Consider the following 21,695-nt stretch of genomic DNA (forward strand, 5'->3'; position numbering starts at 1 on the left):
GTAAAATTGGATGCATTATTTAACAGTAATAACGAATATACTGTTTTCTATTTTGAAGTAAACCGTTTCATAAAATCATTTTTATAAGCCCTCCCAATTGGAATAACTATATCATCCTCTAAAAATACTTGGTTCCCTGAAATTTTTAAAATTTTACAGATATTAAAGATATACGATTTGTGAATTCGCATAAATTTGTTTGAAGATAGGGTGTCTTCCCAGTATCGCAAAGATTCTGAAGACAGTAGTTTTTTGTTTTTTAAGTGAATTTCGGTATAATCAGAATCAGTTTTTAAATAAAAAATATCATCAGTTATAACTCGAATGTGTTCGTACCCATCTTTTATATACACTTCTTCAAGAGTGGTTTTTTGTTCCTCTCTTTTTTTATCAATAGGTGAATCGTCTTTCCTGCTAATTTTAGAAACAGCCTTTACAAAACGCTGAAAAGAAAACGGTTTTAGAAGATAATCAACCACATTTAGTTCATACCCCTCTAAAGCATATTCTTGAAAAGCAGTGGTTAATATAACCTGCGGTGGATTGGTAAGTGTTTTTAAAAACTCTATTCCAGATAATTTCGGGAGGTGAATGTCCAAAAAAACAACATCAACTTTTTCCGAATTTATAACCTGCATTGCGCTAAGGGCGTCAGTATATGTACCTATTAAATTGAGGGTTCCTACATCTTCAATATATCTTTTTAAAATGCGCTGTGCTGGCATTTGATCTTCTATGATGATGCAATTCATTATTCTTGAGTTTTACTTAAATCAATAGACAACTTAACAATAAAATGGTCATTTTCAATGTCTATTTTTAGAGTGTGACACTTTGGATAAATCAGTTTCAATCTTTTTTTTACGTTTTCCAAGCCTATTCCGCTATCTAGACTTTGGGTATTACTCTGTTTCAAATATGTATTACTACAACTGAAATTTAAAACCCCTACTTCATTTACATTAACTTCAATCACTATTGAAATATTCTCTGTTTGACTAGAAACGCTGTGTTTGAATGCATTTTCAATAAATACGGATAGTATTAAAGGTGCTATCCGATAATTATTTGGAATATTACCTATTTTAAAATTTACTTCCCCTCGTTCTTCAACTTGAAGCTCACTTAATTTAATATAGTTTTCTATATGCTCAATTTCCTTCTTCAAGGGTACAAAAGGGGCTTTACACTCATAGAGCATATATCGCAGTACTGAAGAAAGTTCTAAAATTATCTCTGGTGTTTTTGATGATTTCTCCACCGCATACGAATAAAGATTATTCATATTGTTGAACAAAAAGTGTGGGTTAATTTGCGACTTCAAAAATTGAAGTTCACTTTCCTTGGCGGAGTTTTTTAAATCTAAGACTTCCTGTTGTTTTCTTAAGGCATCCCAAGCAAATTTAAAACCCACTAAAATAGTTATGGTTGGCATGGTACTTAATAGGTTGTAGAATACACCCAAGAATTTTTTACCTCGTGTATTAGGGTAGAATATTTGTTCTAAAAATGCTTCTTCTATAAATATTACAAACCCTATGATGACGAAGGTATAAATCGCAAATTCAATATAACGGTTTTTATAAAGATAGCGGGGTAATAAGGAATAATTAATAATGAGTGCCGCCAATGCATAATTAAGAAAGAAATATACTCGGTGGAACTCTATACCAGGATGACGTCTATCAAATCCGTAAAATATAAATACCGTGATATTAAGAATTATCTGGAAGATGAGCTCCTTTGAATTTAAAAGCGAGGTGGACGTCTTAAGGTTCATTCTATAAAAGTAAATAATTTATAAGGTTATAACTTAATAAAAATCGTCATCAACCATCTAATCCCGCTAAACAACATTTTTGTACCGCTAAACAGAAAAATGCTTTTCAGGGTAGAAGTACTGTCGTTCACGGGAAAATATTTTCTTCCACCCAACTCAGTTGGTTTCTTTACACTATCAAAAAAAACTACAAAATATGAAAGCAATAGCAAAATTTTCAAATTTCACTTTAAATGATTCTGGCCTCTTGATTTTAAGGCTGTTTTTAGGTTTAACAATGTTATTTGCTCACGGACTTGGAAAATGGGAGCGACTTTTTGGCGGTGGCGAAATTCACTTTTCAGACCCTTTTGGCGTAGGCGATACCGCATCTCTAGCTTTGGCAGTTTTTGCCGAAGTTATATGCAGCTTGTTGTTGGTGTTTGGGCTTCTAACGCGTTGGGCCTTGATTCCTTTAATGATAACAATGTTAGTGGCAGCATTTATCGTTCATATTAATGATGATTTTGGAATAATGGAGAGAGCTTTGCTTTATGGTGTTGGTTACTTAAGCCTATTTTTTACTGGTCCGGGTAAATATTCTGTTGATTACTATTTAAATAATAAAAGAACAATTGTAAAAAAATAAAAGGTCTCATATAAGATTCAAATTATGACAAAGTATATAAGCATTATTATATTATGTGTGACTTCATTTTCTTTTGGGCAGAATCCTAATAGAAGTTCAGAAGAAATTACCATAAGCGGGAATATTATTGAAGAATCAACTGGCGTGGCTTTGGAATATGCCACTGTAGTATTCACAAACAGTAGAGGAAAGACTGTCACTGGTGGAATAACAGATTCACAAGGTAAATATGCAATTAATGTATCTGCGGGAAAATATAATATAAGTTTTGAATTTATAGGCTTTGCCACAAAAGTTTTAGAGAATCAGAATTTAACTAAATCCACTACTTTACCAACCATTAAACTTACAGAAGACTCTCAGTCTCTCGATGAGGTTGTTATAAGAGCAGAAACTACTGAAGTACAGGTAAGGCTCGACAAGAAAATTTACAACATAGGTAAAGACTTAACTACAAGTGGAGCCAATGTTGGCGACGCATTAGCAAATGTACCTTCGGTTACGGTAGACATTGATGGTGCAATAGCGCTACGAGGAAACGAAAATGTAAGAATATTAATTAACGGTAAGCCATCTGCAATGGCTGGGTTCGGATCTACCGATGCCTTACGCGCTTTACCTGCTGACGCTATTGACCGGGTTGAGGTAATTACATCTCCATCTGCCCGTTATGACGCCGAAGGTACAGCCGGGATCTTAAATATTATTTTGCGAAAGGAGAAAACCTTAGGATTAAATGGTTCTATACAAACAAATTTAGGGTATCCTAACAGCAGTAGTGTTAGTGGTAACATCAACTTACGTACAGAAAAATTTAATATTTTTAATACCACAGGTTATCGCTATCGTGAATCTCCCGGAGAAGCTATTTTTAAAAACCAGTATCTAGCCAATAGCATTATAAATCCTCTAGTTATTGAAAATCGGGATAGCGAACGTATTGGTAGAAATTTCAATACCAATTTGGGGATTGAATACTTTCTTTCTGATAAAACCTCTATCACTGCTTCAGGATTTTTTTCATTGGGAAATGATGATGACGAAACCGTAAATACTACTGATGAATTTAACAGATTAAATAATTTAGCCATCAGTAGAAATAGAACAGAATTTGAATCTGAAACAGATAGAAATTACCAATTTGCTTTAAATTATATTACAAAATTTAATACTAAGGGGCATGAATTAAAAGCCGATTTTCAATATGAAAATGGAAAGGAAGAAGGACTTTCTAGAATTAATGAAAGCAATGTCTTACCTGAACTTGAAATACTACCATCTGAACTAATAACAATAGACGAGACTCAAAAAGAATACTTGGCACAAATGGATTATGTATTGCCCATCGGCGAGAATGCGCAATTTGAAGCTGGGTATCGAGGTAATTTCAGAGAAACCCAAACAGATTATGAATTAACCGAGCAAGAAGTGGCTGGTGGTGTTTTTGTACGTGATGATGGCTTATCTAATATTTTTACTTATAATGAAAACGTAAACGCATTCTATACACAATATGGTAACAAGTATGGCAAATTCTCAGTTTTGGCAGGCTTGCGATTAGAACATACCCAATTAAAAGGTAAGGTAGATGCAATCAATGTTGATTCTGGAGGTGACGAGGCACTAAATCTTGACTTTGACAGATCTTACACGGGATTATTTCCTACACTCAATGTAACGTACGAATTAAATGACCGTGAAAATATAACCCTAGGTTACAATAGACGCATTAACAGACCTAGAGGTCGATGGATTAACCCATTTCCTTCTCGTTCCAGTGAAGCAAACATCTTTCAAGGAAATACTAATCTAGACCCAGCTTTTGCAAATGCCTTCGATTTGGGGTATTTAAAGCGTTGGAATAAAGTCACTCTAACCACTTCAGTATATTATCAAAACGAAACAGATGCTTTTGAACGCATTCAGGAAGATACAGGAAACGAAACTGCAAATGGCATTCCTATTATTAGAATGCTTCCAATTAATTTAAGCACCAACGAACGTATTGGCTTTGAAGCCGGTATACTTTTTAATCCAGCCAAATGGCTACGACTTAATGGTAGCTTTAATTTTTTTCAGTTTAATACAAAAGGTGAATTTAATGGCGTGGATTATAGTGCTAAAAACACTAGTTATTTTGCCAGAGGTAGCGCTAAGGTATCCTTGCCTTACAAAATTGAATGGCAAACCAATGCTTTTTATCGCGGACCCTCCAATGATGCTCAATCTGAGAATGAAGGCATTTTATCTGTAGACTTGGCGCTAAGTAAAGATGTTTTTAACGATAATGCTACCATTGGTTTCAATGTGAGTGATTTATTTAACTCTCGAAAAAGCAATACCCTTACTACTACCAATACCTTTATAAGTGAAAGTGAATTCCAAAGACGTCCTCGCTCGTTTAATTTAGCTTTTACGTATAGATTTAATCAGAAAAAGCAGAAACGTTCGCAAAGTAACCGAAATAGCGAGGATGACGATGAAGAGTTTTAATTTCAAATAAATAAAATTGTAAGTAACTTTCACTAAAATTTAATAGAAAGAGTTGATTAAAATTATAATTTGGGTTGTTAAAAATAAATTGCATTTTAAAAAGTAAGTTTTGTGTGTTTATGCACATCTAAACTTAGATGAATAACGAGAACAAAAAGAGTTTATATATGAAGACCAAGCATATCGTTTACATTTTACTCATTATTGGAATCATAGCCTTGATTGGCTACAGAATAATGGATAATCGTGAAATTGCCAATTCCTCTAAAAATACGGGCGGACCGTCCATTAAAACGGTAACAGGTCTTGTTGTAAAACCTGAAAAATTTACTGATAATCTGTCGCTTTCGGGAACACTTGAAGCTAATGAGCAAGTGGATATACGTAGTGAAATTACGGGCGTAGTAGAAGCTATTAATTTTGAGGAAGGTACAAGGGTTTCAAGAGGACAAGTACTCTTAAGAGTAAACGATTCTGAATTGCGCGCGCAACTTTCACGGGTTACCACCGCACAACAATTGGCTTCAGAAAATGAGCGCAGGGCAAAACTACTTTTGGAAAAACAAGCCATAAGCCAAGAAGAATACGATATTGCCAGTGCCGATTTTAAAAGCTCTAAAGCTCAATCGCAACTTATTTCGGCTCAATTGAAAAAAGCGACTATTAGAGCACCATTTTCTGGTACAATTGGTTTAAGAAACATTTCAGAAGGAACCTATGTGACGCCCGCTACTCCCATCGCTACTTTGGTAAATCTAGACAAGTTGAAAATAACATTCAGTATTCCTGAAAAATATGCCAATAGAATGAAAGTAAACAACGAGCTTTCATTTACGGTTTCTGGTGGTAAAGACACTTTAAGCGCAAAAATTTACGCTGTAGAACCTATGATAGATTTATCTACTCGAACCTTAAAGGTACGTGCTATTGCTGATAATCCCGAAAGAACTTTGTATCCTGGAATGTTTGCCAATGTCAACCTTCCTTTGGAAACTGTAGCGGATGCCATAATGGTGCCAACAGAGGCATTGATTCCTATTCAAAATGGAAAAGTAATATTTGTTTTAAAAGATGGAAAGGCTGTTCAGGTTGAAGTGGAAACAGGTGCTCGTACCGACAAAGATGCCCGTGTGCTTTCTGGATTAAAGGTAGGTGATACTATTCTTACCACTGGTGTAATGGCGCTTAAGGATGGTTCTCCGGTAAATGTGAAGTTAGAAAACTTGGATAAAACAACTAGAACAAAATGAATTTATCGACCCTTAGTATAAAGAGACCGGTTTTGGCCATTGTAATGAATATTGCCATAATGCTTTTTGGGGTTATTGGCTTTACATACCTTGGGGTACGCGAATTTCCCTCCATTGATCCAGCAATAATTTCGGTCTCCACTTCATACTCTGGAGCCAATGCAGATATTATTGAATCGCAAATTACAGAACCTTTAGAAAAATCTATTAATTCGATAGATGGAATAAGGAATATTTCTTCTTCCAGCAATCAAGGTTCTAGCCGTATTAATATTGAGTTCAATCTAGATAAAGATTTAGAAGCCGCCGCCAATGATGTACGTGATAAAGTTTCCCAAGCCGTACGTAGGCTTCCGGACGATATTGATGCGCCTCCCGTGGTTTCAAAAGCCGATGCCGATTCGGAACCTATTATCGTAATGACCGTTCAAAGCAACGATAGAGATGTTTTGGAACTTTCCGATTATGTTGAAAACGTAATAGCCACAAGGCTTCAAACTATTCCCGGGGTAAGTAGTATCCAAGTTTGGGGAGATCGTTTATATGCTATGCGTCTTTGGTTGGACCCAGCAAAATTAGCAGCTTATGGTGTTACCGTAGCTGATGTTAGGAATGCATTGCTTGCGCAAAACGTGGAGCTTCCTTCAGGAAAACTAACGGGTGCCAATACAGAACTAACGGTAAAAACTATAGGAAACCTATCTACCGAAGAAGAATTTAACGACATTATCATATTAGCGGATGGCGAAAGGATTGTAAGGATGAGCGATGTGGGGAGAGCGCGTTTGGAAGCCGATAATATGGAGACCAAACTGTCCGACAGTGGCCAACCTATGGTGGCAACGGCCATTGTACCACAACCAGGAACCAATTATGTGGATATTGCTGATGCGTTCTACATAGAATATGAAAAGCTAAAAAAAGACTTGCCTTCAGATTTTATTTTGAATATATCTCGGGACAACACTTTGTTTATAAAAAGCGCCATTACAGAAGTAGTTGAAACCCTAATTATCGCCATAATCCTAGTAATCCTAGTTATTTACCTTTTCTTTAGGAATTGGTCCATAGCGCTACGACCGCTTATTGATATTCCCGTATCGCTTATTGCAACCTTTTTTATAATGTGGCTTTTTGGATACAGCATCAATGTGTTAACTCTCTTGGCTATAGTTCTCGCCACAGGTCTGGTAGTAGATGATGGTATTGTGGTTACCGAAAATATTTACAAAAAGGTGGAAGAAGGGATGTCGCCCATTGAAGCTGCTGTAAAGGGCTCTAAAGAAATATTCTTTGCCATTATTTCAATCTCAGTTACCCTTGCTGCCGTGTTCTTACCAGTTATATTCTTGGAAGGATTTGTTGGGAGACTCTTTCGGGAATTTGGGGTGGTGCTTGCTAGTGCGGTAATGGTATCTGCTTTCGTCTCTCTTACCCTAACACCAATGTTGAATGCGTATTTAATGCGTCCAGGAAAACAAAAACACGGGAAATTTTATAGGATCACAGAGCGGTACTTCGAGAAGATGAATAAAAGTTATGCCTATAATTTAAGAAAGTTTATCGATAAGAAATGGTTGAGTTTTCCTATTCTGCTAATCTGTATTGTGATGATTGGTCTGTTTTACACCGTTCTTAAGAAAGAAACTGCACCTTACGACGATCGCAGTTATATTCGGGCTTCGGTAACTGGACCAGAAGGAGCTTCTTACGACTATATGGATCGGGTAATGACCGATATTACCGAGTTGATAAACGATTCCATCCCCGAAAAACAAGTTAGCTTGATTATCACGTCCCCAGGTTTTGGCTCTGGTGCGGTAAACAGTGGTCGTGCTATAATAACCTTAGTTGATCCCTCAGATAGGGAAAAAAGTCAGCAAGAAATTGCTCAGGATTTAACACGGTGGACACGAGATTATACAAATGCCCGAGTTAGTGTATCTGAAACACCCACTATTTCGGTGAGCAGACGAGGTGGCATGCCTATTCAATTTATCATTCAAGCACAGAATTTTGAGAAATTACGCGAAAAAATACCTCAATTTATGGATGCTGTAGAGAATGATCCCACATTTTCAAATAGCGATGTAAATCTAAAATTTAATAAGCCAGAAGTTTACGTGACCATTAATCGTGAAAAAGCTCAAAGCTTGGGTGTTTCTGTTCTAGATGTGGCCCAAACGCTACAATTGGCTTTAAGCGGACAGCGATTTGGATATTTCTTAATGAATGGCAAGCAGTATCAGGTTATGGGTCAGTTTGATAAAGCCGATAGAAGTGCCCCAATGGATTTGGCAGCAATGTATGTGAAAAACGATCAAGGCCAATTGATACAATTAGATAACGTGGTAACCACCGAAGAACAAAGCAGTCCTCCACAGTTGTATCACAACAACCGTTATATGAGCGCCACCGTTTCTGCTGCATTGGCCCCAGGTAAAAGTATTAGCGATGGTATAGAAGCTATGGACGCTATAAGCGAAAAAATATTGGACGATACATTTACAACAGATTTAGGAGGGGAATCTCGTGACTTTGTGGAAAGTAGTAGCAACACCATGTTTGCTTTTGGCTTGGCGCTACTGCTCATTTTCTTATTACTAGCAGCCCAATTCGAAAGTTTTATCGATCCTTTTATTATTATTCTTACCGTGCCTATGGCGGTTGCCGGTGCTGTATTTTCGTTATGGCTTTTTGGACAGACTTGGAATATCTTTAGTCAAATTGGTACCATTATGCTAATTGGTTTGGTAACTAAAAATGGAATTTTAATTGTAGAATTTGCCAATCAGCTTCGTGAAAGCGGTATAGCAAAAGGAGAAGCCATTTTAAAAGCATCAGAATCGAGATTAAGACCTATTTTAATGACCAGTTTAACCGTTGCTTTGGGAGCCTTGCCCATAGCCCTTTCCTTAGGTGAAGCATCAAAGAGTAGAATGGGGATGGGGGTCGTTATTGTAGGAGGGACGATGTTTTCGTTAATCCTTACGCTTTTTGTGATTCCCGCACTTTATTTAATGTGGTCTAGAGAAAAAGAGCACAGTCCAGAATTTGATAAAATTGAACAATATGAAGCAGAAAGCCTTACATAACTTGGTTGTATTATTTATTGCATTTATAAGTTTTAATGCAAATGCTCAAGAAGAAGAACTTCTATCGGTAACCGAGGCAGTTTCCATAGCTCTTGAAAATAATTACCAAATTAAAATTGTTACTAACGAGCTTAAAATAGATGAAACCTCCGTGAGTCCGGGTTTTGCTGGAATGTTACCTAGTTTGAATGCAGTAGCGAACAACAATAATGGCATTCAAAATATTACTCAAACTCGTTCCGACGGCACAAGCCTTTCCCAGGATAATGCAAAAAATAATAATTTAACTTATGGGGTAGAGTTGGACTGGACCATTTTTGATGGTTTACGAATGTTTGCGCGATACGATCAGTTAAAGGAATTGAAAAAGTTGGGTGAAGCCGAACTGCAACAAGCCATATTAGGTACTGTAAGAGATGTAATGACTACCTATTACAATTTGGTACAGCAGAAAAGGCAACTGAATGCCTTGGATAGTACTTTGGTGATTTCTCGGCAGAGAGTGGAATTGGCAAACCATCGATTTAGCATTGGGAAAGCTTCAAAATTAGAGTTATTGAATGCACAAGTGGATGAAAATACCGATCAAACCCAGTATTTTAGGCAACAGGAATTGTTTAAAAACACCAAAACCCGTTTGAATGAAATTATGGGTAGAGATGCGAAAGCAGATTTCAATGTTATTGATTTGATTTCCATCGAAGAAAATTTAGAGCTCTCTGTTTTAGAAGAAGAAGCCAAAGCACAAAACCCGCAATTACAGGCACAACTTATAAATAAAAGAATAACTGAATTAGAACTGAAACAAATAAAAGGCGGCCGCTTGCCCACAATTAGTGCTCAGGCAGGCTATTTATTCAACAATTCTGAATCGGATTTAGGATTTTCCACTAGTAATGAATCCAGAGGGTTTAATGTTGGTTTATCGGCCAGACTTAATCTTTTTGATGGTTTCAACCAAAATAGAAATGAACAAATAGCTAAAATTCAAATAGAAAATTCAGAATTATTGATAGAACAACAAACCCAAAGTTTATTGTCTCAACTTTCTATTGCCTATCAAACCTATCAAACCAATTTAACTTTGATGGAATTAGAACTTAGCAATGAGGATATTGCCAAAGAAAACCTGGATATCACAATAGCGAAATACAAGATTGGCACTATTCCTACCATAGAATTTAGAACGGCACAGCTCAACTACATCAATGCCGTATTACGTTCTAGCAATGCGGTTTATGAGGCTAAACTTTCAGAAATCACCTTAAAGGAATTGGCGGGTAATTTAAATATATAAACAGAAAAAGCTTCCTCATTAAATATTGGAAAGTTTTTTCTATTTCTTTAAATTAAAAAAATTCGTTTACGATTGATTTTTTCAAATCGCTAATTTTTCTTCAATTTAAATTGTAATTTCTCCTTATCCCATTTAGCGAGATTGGCTGCGGTGTTATAACTGCTTTGTAGAAATTCCATTAACATTTCTGAGGGGTTATCTGCTTTTTGAACGTCTTCATATTTTAAAATAAATTCACCAAGTTCCTTATGAAAGTAGGCGCTGTTAGGTTTTAAAGTAGCTTCCTTAAAACCATTTGGCGCAGGATAGATATAGCTGTAAAACGCAGCAAATGGGGTTCCTTCGCTGCCAGGCCAAAACCCGCAATTCATTATTTCATGCGAATATGCCTCCTGCGTTACCCAATCTGGAAGATTAGGAAAACCTCCGGGATGCAAAGGCGCTTCCTTCCCAGAGAATCTTGAAACAACTAAATCAAAACTGCCCCAAAAAAACATTACTTCACTGCTTTTGCCTAAAAATTTTGAGCGATACTCATAAAAAACTCGGTTCATTTTCAACAATGACTTATGCAAATTGATAGCAGCTTCTTCATTATAAGTGCCGCTATGGTTTTCGTGGAAATGAAGCGGGTCTTCCATTTCGTTGGGAAGGGTATTTATTTTAACATCTATACCAATATTGTTCAGATGGTTTATAAGCTCATTGTAACAACTAGAAACTTTAAGAGTTTTTAGGTCAAAACTTTTCTTTTCATTTTCACTGGAAACAATTGTTAATTGATGTTCTAAAAAATTTAGGCTTATCTCAATTTGCTTGTTTTCGGCAAAAATAGGCCCGCTAGTTAGGCCGTGAGTTGTAATTTCTAGAGTGGTGTGCCAGGAATGATTTATCCAAGGGTTGAGTTCCAATTTAATTTTTCCTATTATCTGGGTCCATAGATGAAGTGTCTCATAGGTTTCTTTTCCTTTATTAAAAGATAATTCTGGCCAATTTTTATTTTTCATAGATTTGTTTTTAAATTATTTGGCAATCAAATTTAGAGTTTATAAGTTAATCAATATGTGTAGGTTAACCAAAATATACTATTAAACTCTTTCTTAAATTTTTGATTTGCCTTTAAAAAATGAGAGACAATGGTTTTTGTGTTTATGGTTTTATAAATTTAAATATTTCTTAAATGCAAGGTCACTTTTCACTTGCACAGATATAATCCAATCCATTTTTTATTTTTTCGAAACTCAAACCATTCTCCTATTCAAGAATTGGAACATTAGGTATTGGGAAGAAATTAAAACATTGCTACTGTTAATGAATTAAATTCTGTGAATTAGCTTCAATTTTTAGTAAAGCCAAATCCAAGTGCAAAGGTTTGAATTATAGCAATTTGCTTTTTAAATTATGCGAATTTATATGACTACCTGATTATCGTAGATTCGGTGAATTTAAAAATCAATAATTTTTAATCTTGTTAAACCTTTGAGAATTAGTTATTACAAGATTGTTAGTATATTTATATTAGTGCTAACTTTATAAGAAGAAGATTTATTAACCCTAAAAATTAAAATCGGCAGGGTAATCATGATTCTGGCTGAGGTTATCAAGAGCCCAGACAATCAACAACATTATTGAGATAATTTAAAATGCATAAATTATGAATTCAGACCATTTAAAAACAACAGATAATCATACAACCATTAGAAATTGGGTTGAAGAGCGAGAAGGTGTACCTGCTATGACAGAAGGAATAGCCAATAAGACTATGGCAGGGGAAATGTTAAGAATCAATTTTCACGAGAATAAAGAGTTTTTAAATAATATTTCCTGGGATGTTTTTTTTGAAATTTTTGATGAAAATAATTTCCAATTGCTGTATGATGAAAGAATCATCGATGGGAAAAAAAGTAATTACTACCAATTTGTCAAAAAGGGGGAGTTGTAATATTTTCTGCTATGAATTCGAAAACTAAAAAACCCTGTAAACCATATGATTTACAGGGTTTTAGTGTTGTTTGGTGTTTTTTCTTGTCGAGATGACAGGAAGAGAACCCTGTGTGTTACCCATTGATTATCAGTAAGTTAACTCTTTGTGTTTCAGAGGGGTGTCTGATTAGGGTATATATGATTTATTGTGCGTTGAATTGATTTACCTTCATATTCAATTGTAAAGATAAGAACTTTTGTCTAATGTCAGTCATAAGAAATAATGCAGATTAGTTGTTTTTAAGAAAGTCCTTTACTGTCTCAATATTAATACCCGTGAATTCTGCGAACTCATCCACGGTGATAAATTGATGAGGTTGTTTGTCTAAATGCTGTCTGATTTGGTGTAGGAGTAGCCTTCCGTATCGCTCACTTCTTCCGGTGATGCGCTGGACGTCTTTAGGGAATATGCATACTCGATCTGACTTCATAATAGGTTTTTCATACTCTATCCATACACTATCTATACTCCATCCATACCTGATCTATACCTCAGCTTTATTTAAAATATAGGAATGGTTTACCGGAAATAACGGTAAAAACTGCTGTGTTCGGAATGGGTGGAGGGTCAAAATCGTGTAGTGCTATAAAAATACGGTGATTTGTTGAGAACTTAAAATTTTATAGCAATGGCAAGACAAAGTGGAATTATTAAATTAAAAGGAACTATCGGAGATATTTCCTTTTATAAGACATCGGATGGACACTTAGCTCGAGAAAAGGGCGGTGTGGACAAGAACCGTATTATGAACGATCCTGCTTTTCAGAGAACTCGTGAGAATGGTGCTGAATTTGGACGTGCTGGCAAGGGTGGAAAGCTTGTTAGAAATGCGCTGCGTATTTTGATGCAGAATGCAAAAGACAAACGTGTTACTAGTAGATTAACCAAAGAGATGCTTGTAGTTGTGAAATCGGATACGGTAAATGAGAGGGGGTTACGAACTGTTCAGGATGGAAATCTTGATCTGATTAATGATTTTGATTTTAACATTCGCGGGAAGCTGGGAAACACTTTGTTTTCTCCTTACACTGCAGGTTTTGACCGAGTTACAGGTGAGTTTACTGCGGATTTGGCACCGTTTAGTCCAGTAGTAAGAATAGCGGCTCCAGGGGGAACGACTCATTTTAGAATGATTTCGGGTGCTGCCGAGTTAGATTTTGAAAACGATTTGTTTGTTTTTGATATGGACAGCTCTGGGATTCTACCATATACAGTACCTGATACGGCTGCATTGAACTTGGTTTCTACGCTTACTGCAAACTCAACACTTCCTGTTGTTGGGGTATTTGGAGTTGAGTTTTATCAGGAGGTAAATGGTGAGATGTATTCGCTGAAAAACGGAATGTATAACGCCTTGGCAATTGTGCTCACCGATAAGTAGTAGACTATGGAGTTGGTTTTAGAACGTAGTTATCATCAAGAGGGAACCAATGGCTCCCTCTTTTTGAATAATCGGTTTTTGTGTTTTACCATTGAGCTTCCTTGGGTGGATAATCGGAAGATGGAATCTTGTATTCCTGAGGACTCTTATAAACTTGAGGCTAGATATTCAAAGAAGTTTGGTAATCATCTATTGGTTAAGAATGTACCTAATCGGCAGTTGATTTTGTTGCATTCAGCCAATTATGCAAAGAAAGAGCTACGCGGGTGTATTGCACCAGTTTCGGAGTTGGTAGGCATTGGAAGGGGAAGCAATTCCCGGGCGGCGATGCAAAAGGTCCTTTCATTGTGCCACCAGGCCTTTGACCGAAAAGAGGAAGTTGTATTAACCATTAAAAACAGTTTGTATGAACATATTAGATCGATATAAGAAACCTACGCCAAAATTCTTTAAGATTTTGCGGAATGTTGGTATTGCCTTGGGTGCCTCGGGAGCTGCAATTTTGACGGCTCCTATCACGCTGCCTGCAACATTAATTTCTATTGCTTCTTATCTAACAGTGGCTGGAACTGTCGTTACGGCGGTGAGTCAGGCGGTGGTTAGTGATGGTGAAGAATTAAAAAATAAAGAAAATAATAATTGAGAAGATGTCGTTTAAATCGCTTTCAACAATTGCTGGTACTTGTGGTGGTACTTTTTTGGCTACGTGGCCGGTTATTGGGTCGGATGATTTAATTCGAACAGGGATTCTTGCATTTGTTGGTGCGGTAGTTAGTTTTTCGGTTTCGATATCTTTAAAAATTGTTGTCAAAAATTTCTTTTCTGCAAAATTCAAATCGGATGTAAGTTTTCGGAAGAAGAAAGATGAAACAGCGGAATAACTAATAAGAAAACAATTCTGCTTTAAATAAATTTTGAGAAAATACTTAAGATTCTAAAATTCATTGAGGTTTTTTCTTTTTTGCATTGCCCAAAACCCTTCGACTCCGCTCAGGGCAGGCTTCAACAAAAAAGTCTAGGCTGGCGAAAACTTATCTAAATTTTTCATTCGACGCCTAAATTTTAGGAACTCGCTTTAAAGATTTTTGATATCCTAATAAATTGGATTGCTCAAACAGCCTAAAATTTTGACGGCGTTCTCATTTCAAATTATTACGATAAGTTTTCGATAGGCCGGGGTAACAGGATTAAAAATCTGTTATTATTAAACTATCTGACTTCAAATCGGATGTAAGTTTTCGGAAAAAGAAAAATTCAGATGAGGTATAGATCTTCATCGTAATTATAATCAGAAGCCCAGGGAATTACTCCTGGGCTTTTTCGTTTTCGGATAAATCGTTCAATCTCTATCCAGTTGGTAGGACTGCATCAGTAATAGTTTGTATTGGTTAATGCAGTTTTTTTGGTGCTGAAGAACTTTGATTAATTGCTCCAGTTTTTCAAGGGCTTGGAAGCGGCCGTACCAATGGTGTCCTTCATAATTTAAGATCATTCGTTCCAATAGTGATTGAACTTCGTCAATTCGGATAAATGGAATTACGGACCCGCATAATCTTGTACGAAAGTAGTGCCCAGTGTATAAGATGTTGCAAATCCAATAGAGCTGATGGGCTTCTTTTTGAGTGTTTGCTGTAATTACAAATGAGTTTGTGAATTCAGAAACACTTGGTTTTCCGGCATTGTTTCCTTTGCTAAGGATGAAGAAATGTGGGGCTTGGTAGGTTTGCCCTGGTCGATGTGTTTTGATTTTGAAAGCTTTCATAATGCATCAATTTTTAATTAAACTTTATTGAGAATCACTTTTCTGCTTTCATTTTTTTTCAGAAAAACGAAATGAAGAAAAGAGAAAGCTTTAGACCAGGAGGGTTGCTAGGGTTGTCAAGGTTTTTGGATGAAAATACTACCCGAAGGGTGGAGATTTTCATAAAAACACAAAGTGCTTGACCTTGATAACCCGTTGTGTGGCTGGTGCGGAGGAAGCAACCCTCCTAACTTTGCTGAATTCTTTTTAAAATTTTCGCTAAACGATAAAAAAAAGAGCCCCCTAAAATGGGAGCTCTGTGAGGCAGCACTCTATCCAAAAAATACGCAACGTATACTCCTTGAAGCCTACGTAATGCGCACCAATAAAGAACGGCTTGCCAGAGGTGCGTATGCCCGCCAGCAACCACCGGCTGCCTAAACGGACTCTAAATAAAAACTTAAACATAATGCCATTTAACACAGGATCGGTGCGACTGATGCAAGGGATGGATGGAAAAATACTACCTGATAAGGTGGAGATTTTTTCATACAGGCGTAGTGAACCCTTGCAGCTCTCGCATCCGCACGCCTGTAACTTTGCCTTATGTTTGAGTTTTTACTTATTTCTAATGGAAGGTTAATGCAAAGCCGAATTTAAAGTGTGATTATTGCCTTTATGTAAATGGGGTGAATCTGAAGGGTTCTTGTTTGTAGAAGCCGGATAACAGTATGTTTCTATTAAATCTTGTTTTAGACATTTAACATGTTCATTTTTTCCATTGATGAAAAAACGAACCAAAAAAATCTAGGCTGACGAAAACTTATCTAAATTTTTCATTCGGCACCTAAACTTTAGGAACTCGCTTTAAAGACTTTTGATCTGGTAACAGACTTGGATTGCTCAAACAGCCTAAAGTTTTGACGGCGCTCTCATTTCAAATTATTACGATAAATTTTCGATAGGCCAAAAAAGAGGCTTTTATAAAACAACCTTGAAAATTGATAATATTACATTAGGCAGGTAAACCAAAGCGGAGCTATAGTGGAAGCAAGGAATGGAGAGCAGCGGAATGGATTGCTGGAACTATAATGCGAGCCGCCTGCGAGCGGAGCAAGGGTGCTGGATGCAAAAGAACGAGGGTCGAGGGCGGCAGACAGCTACCGTTTACGGCAGGGCTGGCGCGATTTTTTGCTTTGGCGTTGGAAAAGACAAGGGTAGCGACTGATCCCTTCTATTCATCAGGGCAGGATTGACGAAACGAGCCGGAGCCGGAATGGAGCAATAGCTAGTTGTATTTATATACTGATTTTATAGATTAGAGTATTTGTTTTTGCTTTTCTGTATTGGCATTGCGAAATAAAGGTATTTAGGCACGTGTAGTGGAGGGAAGGAGCTACTCTTGTGCGCGTTGCTGGAGGTGGCTAAGTTGAGGGAATGAGGCACGAATGAGGGAAACTTAGTGACTGTAAGCATTGGCAATGCAAAAATCGTGACAGCCCGATTAGCCCGCAGCGACACGCAGGCTCGCCCAATTAACAAGTGGCGGCAGACCCCCAATTATTAAGTTGTGAGCTTGCGAACCCGCCTGCTGTCGGGCAGGCACCTTATTGGGGTTTCGCGGTGCGCAACGTTGGCTGCGGTTCAGCATAACTTCAGCGAGCTGAGTTCTGCGTTCACCTTGCGCACCGTTTGGGGGGATGGAGTAGCCACGGGTGAGGAAGGAGAGTAGCGTGTGAAGCAAAACAAATAAATAGCGCCAACGAGGACGTGTCGCCGCAGTGGTGCTAGTTATGGTCCCGACAAGGGCAGCTATTCCATTTAAAATATTAAGGTATAGCTGCTTTGTATACCCTTGTCGGGATGTTTTGCGGAACAAAGCGGAACGACTGACGAACACCTATTTACCTGCCCTTCCGTGAGGTTAATGGTTTAACTAGGTGTTTTGATGTGTGCTGATGTGAGGGCAAAGGCAAAAAGCATAGGCAATAATTTGATTTTACTTTAATTGAAAGACTAATGTTCATTAAATTATTGCTTATGCTGCGCCTTTCGACTCCGCTCAAGATAAAGTACATCGTAGGCTCTTGCGATTGAAGGAGTGTAGCCTGCGGAACGAGAGAATGAGTAAGTGCCGGAGGTGGGGCGTTTGGTTATTTACAATAGCTTTGTTTCTTTAGTAGAATTCCTATTTTTTGGATGGTATTGTAATAAAATGTTACTTCATTGAGGAATCCCGTAATAAAATTAGGTTTTTTTATGGTAGGTTTGAAGGTGATGTTGTAGTTTACTGAATTGTTCTTAAATAGACGTTTTGGAATTTAAGTGTAATTAGGAAGGAACGCGAGGGGACTCGCGCACTAGCGGGGTAAAGTTCGATATAACGGACGTTTGCGCTGCGCTCAATTCGTTTTAGGGGTTATGTTGCTTGCTATAACCCAATTATCCACTCAGCAAGCTTTAAAAATCGCATTCCCGAGAAATTTCATAAAATTCATGAAATACGGAAATCTTAACCCTGAAACTGAATTTAAAGGAAAATTAGTGTAGTTTTGAGACAGACTGACGTTGTGTGTAATTATGAAAATGACATTAAAGACAATAAATATCATCCTTTTAATACTTTGTTTTAATCCATTATCTGGACAAACAAATGTGCTAATTCCGAATAAAGGAATTGAGGGAATATCTATTGTGATTGACTCATCCAATATTTCGGATGTTATTGAAACGTATGGAACTGAATATACTTTATCCGAAAAGACTTTGATAACAAACTATCGTTACAACAAAATCGGTTTAACTTTTCAAATTGACCCATATGACAAAAACCAAATTGTTAGGTCAATTTCAGTTGAATCGCCTTTTAAAGCAACAACAGAAAACGGAATTGTACTAAATGAAAGTACAATGAAAGACGTCTGGAATACATACAATGACAAAGGCTGTTTCACATCAAAGACTTATGCTTGGAATACTCAAAATGGAATTTCTTACTATATCAAAAAAGACCCGAATAAAAAAGGATATGATTCAGAAGAGAAAATATTCAAAATAGAAATAAACAATAGTGGCGATTTTGGAATTTCTTCGAGAACAAACTTCGAGTTTAACGATAAACCTGTAAAAGAAAAATTAAACAGTTTGATAGCAATTCTTAAATCGGACAGTTTCAACTTTCAGGAATTGGACAGCTTTTGGAGTAAAGAAAAAGTTACCGAAAATAAACCCTATGGAATTGAAAAACGGATAAGCTTCAATAGAAAGATTGAGAACAATTTAAATCAAGAAACCTCTGAATTATGGCTTGTAGGTAGTTCTTATAACCTAAACATAATTAAATCATCTGATAATGAATTAGTTTATTTAAAACTAACAGACAATAACGAACAAAAAACACTATTTGAAAGAATAGAAAACTCGAACTTTGAGAAAACCGACTTTGATGTTTACACATACGGAACTTTTTGTGGAATTGCAGGAACACCACCAGACAAATGCCAAAAAATGCTTGCCCTAGTTAATAAAAAAGACTTTAAAGAATTAGCAAAATGGTTGCAATCATTAAATCCAGAAATTGCGACCTATGGTTATATCGGACTACAATACCTAGTTCAGAATGAAATTGATATTCCAGAATCTTGGTTTACTAGAATGAGTGAATTAAATAAATCTGAAATTCAACTCAATACTTGTGAAGGCTGTATTTATGGAGTAACAGAAAAAATTAAAGACGTATTAAAAGAAGATAATTTAAAACAAATATATCGTTCGTTTCAACAAAGCGGATGGATAAAATAACTACACACAATAACTAAGCATTCGTGTGGTGGGTACGACCCAACATGAATGCAGTGTTGACTGAACCGGTGTATGTCGGTTTGTCCTTATGGGGATTGGTCTAGTTTGGGATGGGTTTTCAGGAGTCGGTTTTCCCTGATTTGGGATCGTTGACTGCAATTTTTGATGTGGCCGCTTACCTTTCTATATTAAATTGAGTAACCGAAAATATTATGTTATTTCCTGCAGTGCGCACATTGGCAAATAGCATTGTCAAGAATTTGATATTGCTTTAATGGAAAGAGTTTCTGTTTATTAAATTATTGCTTATGCTGCGCCTTTCGACTGCGCTCAAGATAAACTACACCGTAGGCTCCTACGTTTGAAGGAGTGTAGCCTGCGGTACGAAAGAATGAGTAAGTGCTGAAGGTGGGGTGTTTAAATCGATAATGAGAATTTGTGTTGGATGAGGAAAGAACGCGAGGGGACTCGCGCACTAGCGGGGTTTGATATTATTGCAGATTTACAATTTTAGTGTTTTAGATTATTATAAAGTTCAGTTTTTATAAACATACAGGTTTTTATATTTAAGGATTTAATTACAAGGCCAAATTTCACGATTTGGCTTTTGTTTTTACTATTATTTTTTTGTCATATACTCTTGCCATTTTACCAGGACAAATTTTTCTACCCCATGTTCTGATTTCTTTAGAAAGCCATATTCATATATAAATAAATAGACGTCTTGGTTTTTGTTTTTCCAATAGTGGGTAAAGAAATTGGGGTTAAATCCTTTATTTATTAATATTTCACTTCTTACGGTTGCTTTTCCTGCTCGATTGAAGTTTTTTAAAATGCGTCGGTTTGTTTTTAGTTGTTTATCTACTTTGGTATAGAAATTTGGTTTTTCTTCTATTGATTTTTGGTAGTGATAGGAGCTTTTACAATAGGTGTCGCAGAACTTTTTATCTGATCGACCAGACAAAAGTTTGTTGCATGATTTGCATTTTTTTTGTTTTTGCATGGCTATTGGATGTTTATCTGATTGTTATACGTTTATTATACGCTTAATATACGGTTAAAATGTTGATTATTAGTATTATTGGTTATGGATTTTAAAAAGCATATTACTTTAAGGCACTTATTGCTAGATAATAAGAAATATATTGGTTTGCAGTTTTATTCGGATAAGGTATTGAATGCATTGATACGGGAGTTGCCGGGTTTACAATGGTCTGAGGAGTATAGCATGTATTATATAGTTAATAATTCTAATAATCTTACTAGTATTTTCACTGTTTTTAAGGGTGTTGCTTGGGTTAATGGCAAGTATTTTTTTGGGTCTAATAGATCTAAGAATTTGGATGAAGAGTTTGATGTTTCTTGGTATAAGAAAAGAGCTTTGCCTGATGATTATAGGGCTTGTCCGCCTTGCTATTTACAGAAGCTAGAATTAAAAAAGTATGCAAACAATACGGTGAAGGCTTATGTGTCTTGTTTTGAGCGTTTTATTAATTATTATAAAGGTAAAGAAATAGATACTTTGAATGAGTTTGATATACGAAGGTATATTCAAATGTTAATACAGAAGCGTCATTCTACCTCTTATATTAACCAGGCTATTAACAGTATTAAGTTTTATTATGAAATTGTTTTGGGTATGCCTAATAGATTTTATGAAATAGAGCGACCTAGGAAAGAAAAGAAGTTACCTGTTGTTTTGTCTAAGGAGGATGTGTTTCGTGTTATAGCCTCGACTAATAATTTAAAACATAAGTGTATAGTGAGTTTACTTTATTCGGCTGGATTAAGGCGTAGTGAGCTTTTGAATTTGAGGCCTGAGAATATTGATAGCAAGCGAATGGTGATACGTGTTGTTGGTGCTAAGGGTAATAAGGATAGGTATACATTGTTGTCTAAAAAGTTGTTGGTGGATTTAAGGTTGTATTATAAGGAGTACCAACCTAAGGAGTATTTATTTGAGGGAATGAAGGGTCGTAAATACCATGCGAATAGTGTTTTTAAAATAGTGAGTAGTGCAGGGGAGCGGGCAGGTATTCTAGTTAAGGTTTCGCCACATGTATTGCGTCATAGTTTTGCTACACATTTATTGGAGTCTGGTACAGATTTAAGATATATTCAGATGTTATTAGGTCATAATTCTACTAAAACGACAGAAATTTACACACATGTAGCCACAAATAATTTTGATACTATAAAAAATCCGTTAGATTTGTAGGTATGATGGATATAAACTCCCTATGGG

At 36.3% G+C, this 21,695-nt stretch carries 18 protein-coding genes; 12 read left to right on the forward strand and 6 right to left on the reverse strand.

What is annotated here, in order from left to right; all coding sequences use genetic code 11:
- Positions 1-47: 47 nt before the first annotated feature.
- On the reverse strand, positions 48-752 hold the full coding sequence (locus tag FHP04_RS06580) for a LytR/AlgR family response regulator transcription factor (protein WP_179951775.1): 705 nt from the start codon (positions 750-752) through the stop codon (positions 48-50).
- Positions 752-1,780 (reverse strand): sensor histidine kinase, encoded by a 1,029-nt coding sequence (locus FHP04_RS06585; protein ID WP_139855244.1) that lies wholly within the window; start codon positions 1,778-1,780, stop codon positions 752-754. Before FHP04_RS06585 ends, FHP04_RS06580 begins: the two co-directional genes overlap by 1 nt.
- A gap of 196 nt (positions 1,781-1,976) precedes the next feature.
- On the opposite strand from FHP04_RS06585, the gene FHP04_RS06590 reads away from it, so the two are divergent.
- The 5 genes from FHP04_RS06590 (at position 1,977) to FHP04_RS06610 (ending at position 10,543) form a co-directional block, all read left to right on the forward strand.
- The gene (locus tag FHP04_RS06590) at positions 1,977-2,408 is read left to right on the forward strand and encodes a DoxX family protein (protein WP_139855246.1); all 432 of its coding nucleotides are present in this window, start codon (positions 1,977-1,979) and stop codon (positions 2,406-2,408) included.
- A 24-nt stretch (positions 2,409-2,432) separates the two neighbouring features.
- Positions 2,433-4,901 (forward strand): outer membrane beta-barrel family protein, encoded by a 2,469-nt coding sequence (locus FHP04_RS06595; protein WP_139855248.1) that lies wholly within the window; start codon positions 2,433-2,435, stop codon positions 4,899-4,901.
- 167 nt (positions 4,902-5,068) lie between these two features.
- Entirely contained in the window at positions 5,069-6,151 is a 1,083-nt protein-coding gene (locus tag FHP04_RS06600; RefSeq protein ID WP_139855296.1) for an efflux RND transporter periplasmic adaptor subunit, read from the forward strand.
- On the forward strand, positions 6,148-9,246 hold the full coding sequence (locus FHP04_RS06605; RefSeq protein WP_139855250.1) for an efflux RND transporter permease subunit: 3,099 nt from the start codon (positions 6,148-6,150) through the stop codon (positions 9,244-9,246). The genes FHP04_RS06600 and FHP04_RS06605 overlap by 4 nt, the downstream gene beginning before the upstream one ends.
- On the forward strand, positions 9,224-10,543 hold the full coding sequence (locus FHP04_RS06610; protein WP_139855253.1) for a TolC family protein: 1,320 nt from the start codon (positions 9,224-9,226) through the stop codon (positions 10,541-10,543). Before FHP04_RS06605 ends, FHP04_RS06610 begins: the two co-directional genes overlap by 23 nt.
- Before the next feature lie 89 nt (positions 10,544-10,632).
- Here FHP04_RS06610 and FHP04_RS06615 read toward each other — a convergent pair whose 3' ends face one another.
- Entirely contained in the window at positions 10,633-11,550 is a 918-nt protein-coding gene (locus tag FHP04_RS06615) for a DUF5996 family protein (protein WP_139855256.1), read from the reverse strand.
- A 647-nt stretch (positions 11,551-12,197) separates the two neighbouring features.
- On the opposite strand from FHP04_RS06615, the gene FHP04_RS06620 reads away from it, so the two are divergent.
- On the forward strand, positions 12,198-12,485 hold the full coding sequence (locus FHP04_RS06620; protein WP_139855258.1) for a hypothetical protein: 288 nt from the start codon (positions 12,198-12,200) through the stop codon (positions 12,483-12,485).
- 271 nt (positions 12,486-12,756) lie between these two features.
- Here the strand turns inward: FHP04_RS06620 and FHP04_RS06625 are convergent, their stop codons facing one another.
- On the reverse strand, positions 12,757-12,957 hold the full coding sequence (locus tag FHP04_RS06625; RefSeq protein ID WP_139855260.1) for a hypothetical protein: 201 nt from the start codon (positions 12,955-12,957) through the stop codon (positions 12,757-12,759).
- Between the two features lie 198 nt (positions 12,958-13,155).
- Between FHP04_RS06625 and FHP04_RS06630 the strand changes: the two genes are divergently transcribed.
- From FHP04_RS06630 to FHP04_RS06645, 4 genes are read left to right on the forward strand one after another with little or no spacing between them, the layout of a single operon-like run.
- Positions 13,156-13,908 carry a hypothetical protein gene (locus tag FHP04_RS06630; RefSeq protein ID WP_139855263.1) on the forward strand — a complete coding sequence of 251 codons (753 nt, stop codon included), beginning with the start codon at positions 13,156-13,158 and terminating at the stop codon, positions 13,906-13,908.
- Between the two features lie 6 nt (positions 13,909-13,914).
- The gene (locus tag FHP04_RS14710; RefSeq protein ID WP_139855265.1) at positions 13,915-14,337 is read left to right on the forward strand and encodes a DUF5675 family protein; all 423 of its coding nucleotides are present in this window, start codon (positions 13,915-13,917) and stop codon (positions 14,335-14,337) included.
- Positions 14,315-14,551 carry a hypothetical protein gene (locus FHP04_RS06640; protein WP_139855267.1) on the forward strand — a complete coding sequence of 79 codons (237 nt, stop codon included), beginning with the start codon at positions 14,315-14,317 and terminating at the stop codon, positions 14,549-14,551. Before FHP04_RS14710 ends, FHP04_RS06640 begins: the two co-directional genes overlap by 23 nt.
- Positions 14,552-14,555: 4 nt before the next feature.
- Complete coding sequence (locus FHP04_RS06645; RefSeq protein WP_139855269.1) at positions 14,556-14,789, forward strand: hypothetical protein; 234 nt, start codon at positions 14,556-14,558, stop codon at positions 14,787-14,789.
- Positions 14,790-15,247: 458 nt separating this feature from the next.
- On the opposite strand, the gene FHP04_RS06650 is transcribed toward FHP04_RS06645, so the two are convergent.
- The gene (locus tag FHP04_RS06650; protein WP_139855271.1) at positions 15,248-15,670 is read right to left on the reverse strand and encodes a DUF6943 family protein; all 423 of its coding nucleotides are present in this window, start codon (positions 15,668-15,670) and stop codon (positions 15,248-15,250) included.
- Positions 15,671-18,235: 2,565 nt separating this feature from the next.
- Here FHP04_RS06650 and FHP04_RS06655 point away from each other — a divergent pair.
- Positions 18,236-19,450 (forward strand): hypothetical protein, encoded by a 1,215-nt coding sequence (locus tag FHP04_RS06655; RefSeq protein ID WP_139855273.1) that lies wholly within the window; start codon positions 18,236-18,238, stop codon positions 19,448-19,450.
- Positions 19,451-20,069: 619 nt separating this feature from the next.
- Here the strand turns inward: FHP04_RS06655 and FHP04_RS06660 are convergent.
- Complete coding sequence (locus FHP04_RS06660) at positions 20,070-20,453, reverse strand: hypothetical protein (protein ID WP_073221022.1); 384 nt, start codon at positions 20,451-20,453, stop codon at positions 20,070-20,072.
- A gap of 84 nt (positions 20,454-20,537) precedes the next feature.
- Between FHP04_RS06660 and xerA the strand changes: the two genes are divergently transcribed.
- Positions 20,538-21,668, forward strand: coding sequence for a site-specific tyrosine recombinase/integron integrase (xerA, locus tag FHP04_RS06665; RefSeq protein ID WP_073221019.1), 1,131 nt, complete (start codon positions 20,538-20,540; stop codon positions 21,666-21,668).
- Positions 21,669-21,695 lie beyond the last annotated feature (27 nt).

The sequence above is a fragment of the Aequorivita sinensis genome (genome assembly GCF_006346335.1).
Taxonomy (GTDB): domain Bacteria; phylum Bacteroidota; class Bacteroidia; order Flavobacteriales; family Flavobacteriaceae; genus Aequorivita; species Aequorivita sinensis.

Bases quoted from the DNA above. Each gene is read 5' to 3' on its own strand.
- FHP04_RS06600 (WP_139855296.1), top strand. From the start codon at position 5,069: ATGAAGACCAAGCATATCGTTTACATTTTACTCATTATTGGAATCATA.
- FHP04_RS06620 (WP_139855258.1), top strand. From the start codon at position 12,198: ATGAATTCAGACCATTTAAAAACAACAGATAATCATACAACCATTAGA.
- FHP04_RS06595 (WP_139855248.1), top strand. From the start codon at position 2,433: ATGACAAAGTATATAAGCATTATTATATTATGTGTGACTTCATTTTCT.
- FHP04_RS06615 (WP_139855256.1), bottom strand. From the start codon at position 11,550: ATGAAAAATAAAAATTGGCCAGAATTATCTTTTAATAAAGGAAAAGAA.
- FHP04_RS06655 (WP_139855273.1), top strand. From the start codon at position 18,236: ATGACATTAAAGACAATAAATATCATCCTTTTAATACTTTGTTTTAAT.
- FHP04_RS06660 (WP_073221022.1), bottom strand. From the start codon at position 20,453: ATGCAAAAACAAAAAAAATGCAAATCATGCAACAAACTTTTGTCTGGT.
- FHP04_RS06630 (WP_139855263.1), top strand. From the start codon at position 13,156: ATGGCAAGACAAAGTGGAATTATTAAATTAAAAGGAACTATCGGAGAT.
- FHP04_RS06580 (WP_179951775.1), bottom strand. From the start codon at position 752: ATGAATTGCATCATCATAGAAGATCAAATGCCAGCACAGCGCATTTTA.
- FHP04_RS06645 (WP_139855269.1), top strand. From the start codon at position 14,556: ATGTCGTTTAAATCGCTTTCAACAATTGCTGGTACTTGTGGTGGTACT.
- FHP04_RS06585 (WP_139855244.1), bottom strand. From the start codon at position 1,780: ATGAACCTTAAGACGTCCACCTCGCTTTTAAATTCAAAGGAGCTCATC.
- FHP04_RS14710 (WP_139855265.1), top strand. From the start codon at position 13,915: ATGGAGTTGGTTTTAGAACGTAGTTATCATCAAGAGGGAACCAATGGC.
- FHP04_RS06640 (WP_139855267.1), top strand. From the start codon at position 14,315: ATGAACATATTAGATCGATATAAGAAACCTACGCCAAAATTCTTTAAG.
- FHP04_RS06625 (WP_139855260.1), bottom strand. From the start codon at position 12,957: ATGAAGTCAGATCGAGTATGCATATTCCCTAAAGACGTCCAGCGCATC.
- FHP04_RS06605 (WP_139855250.1), top strand. From the start codon at position 6,148: ATGAATTTATCGACCCTTAGTATAAAGAGACCGGTTTTGGCCATTGTA.
- FHP04_RS06590 (WP_139855246.1), top strand. From the start codon at position 1,977: ATGAAAGCAATAGCAAAATTTTCAAATTTCACTTTAAATGATTCTGGC.
- xerA (WP_073221019.1), top strand. From the start codon at position 20,538: ATGGATTTTAAAAAGCATATTACTTTAAGGCACTTATTGCTAGATAAT.
- FHP04_RS06650 (WP_139855271.1), bottom strand. From the start codon at position 15,670: ATGAAAGCTTTCAAAATCAAAACACATCGACCAGGGCAAACCTACCAA.
- FHP04_RS06610 (WP_139855253.1), top strand. From the start codon at position 9,224: ATGAAGCAGAAAGCCTTACATAACTTGGTTGTATTATTTATTGCATTT.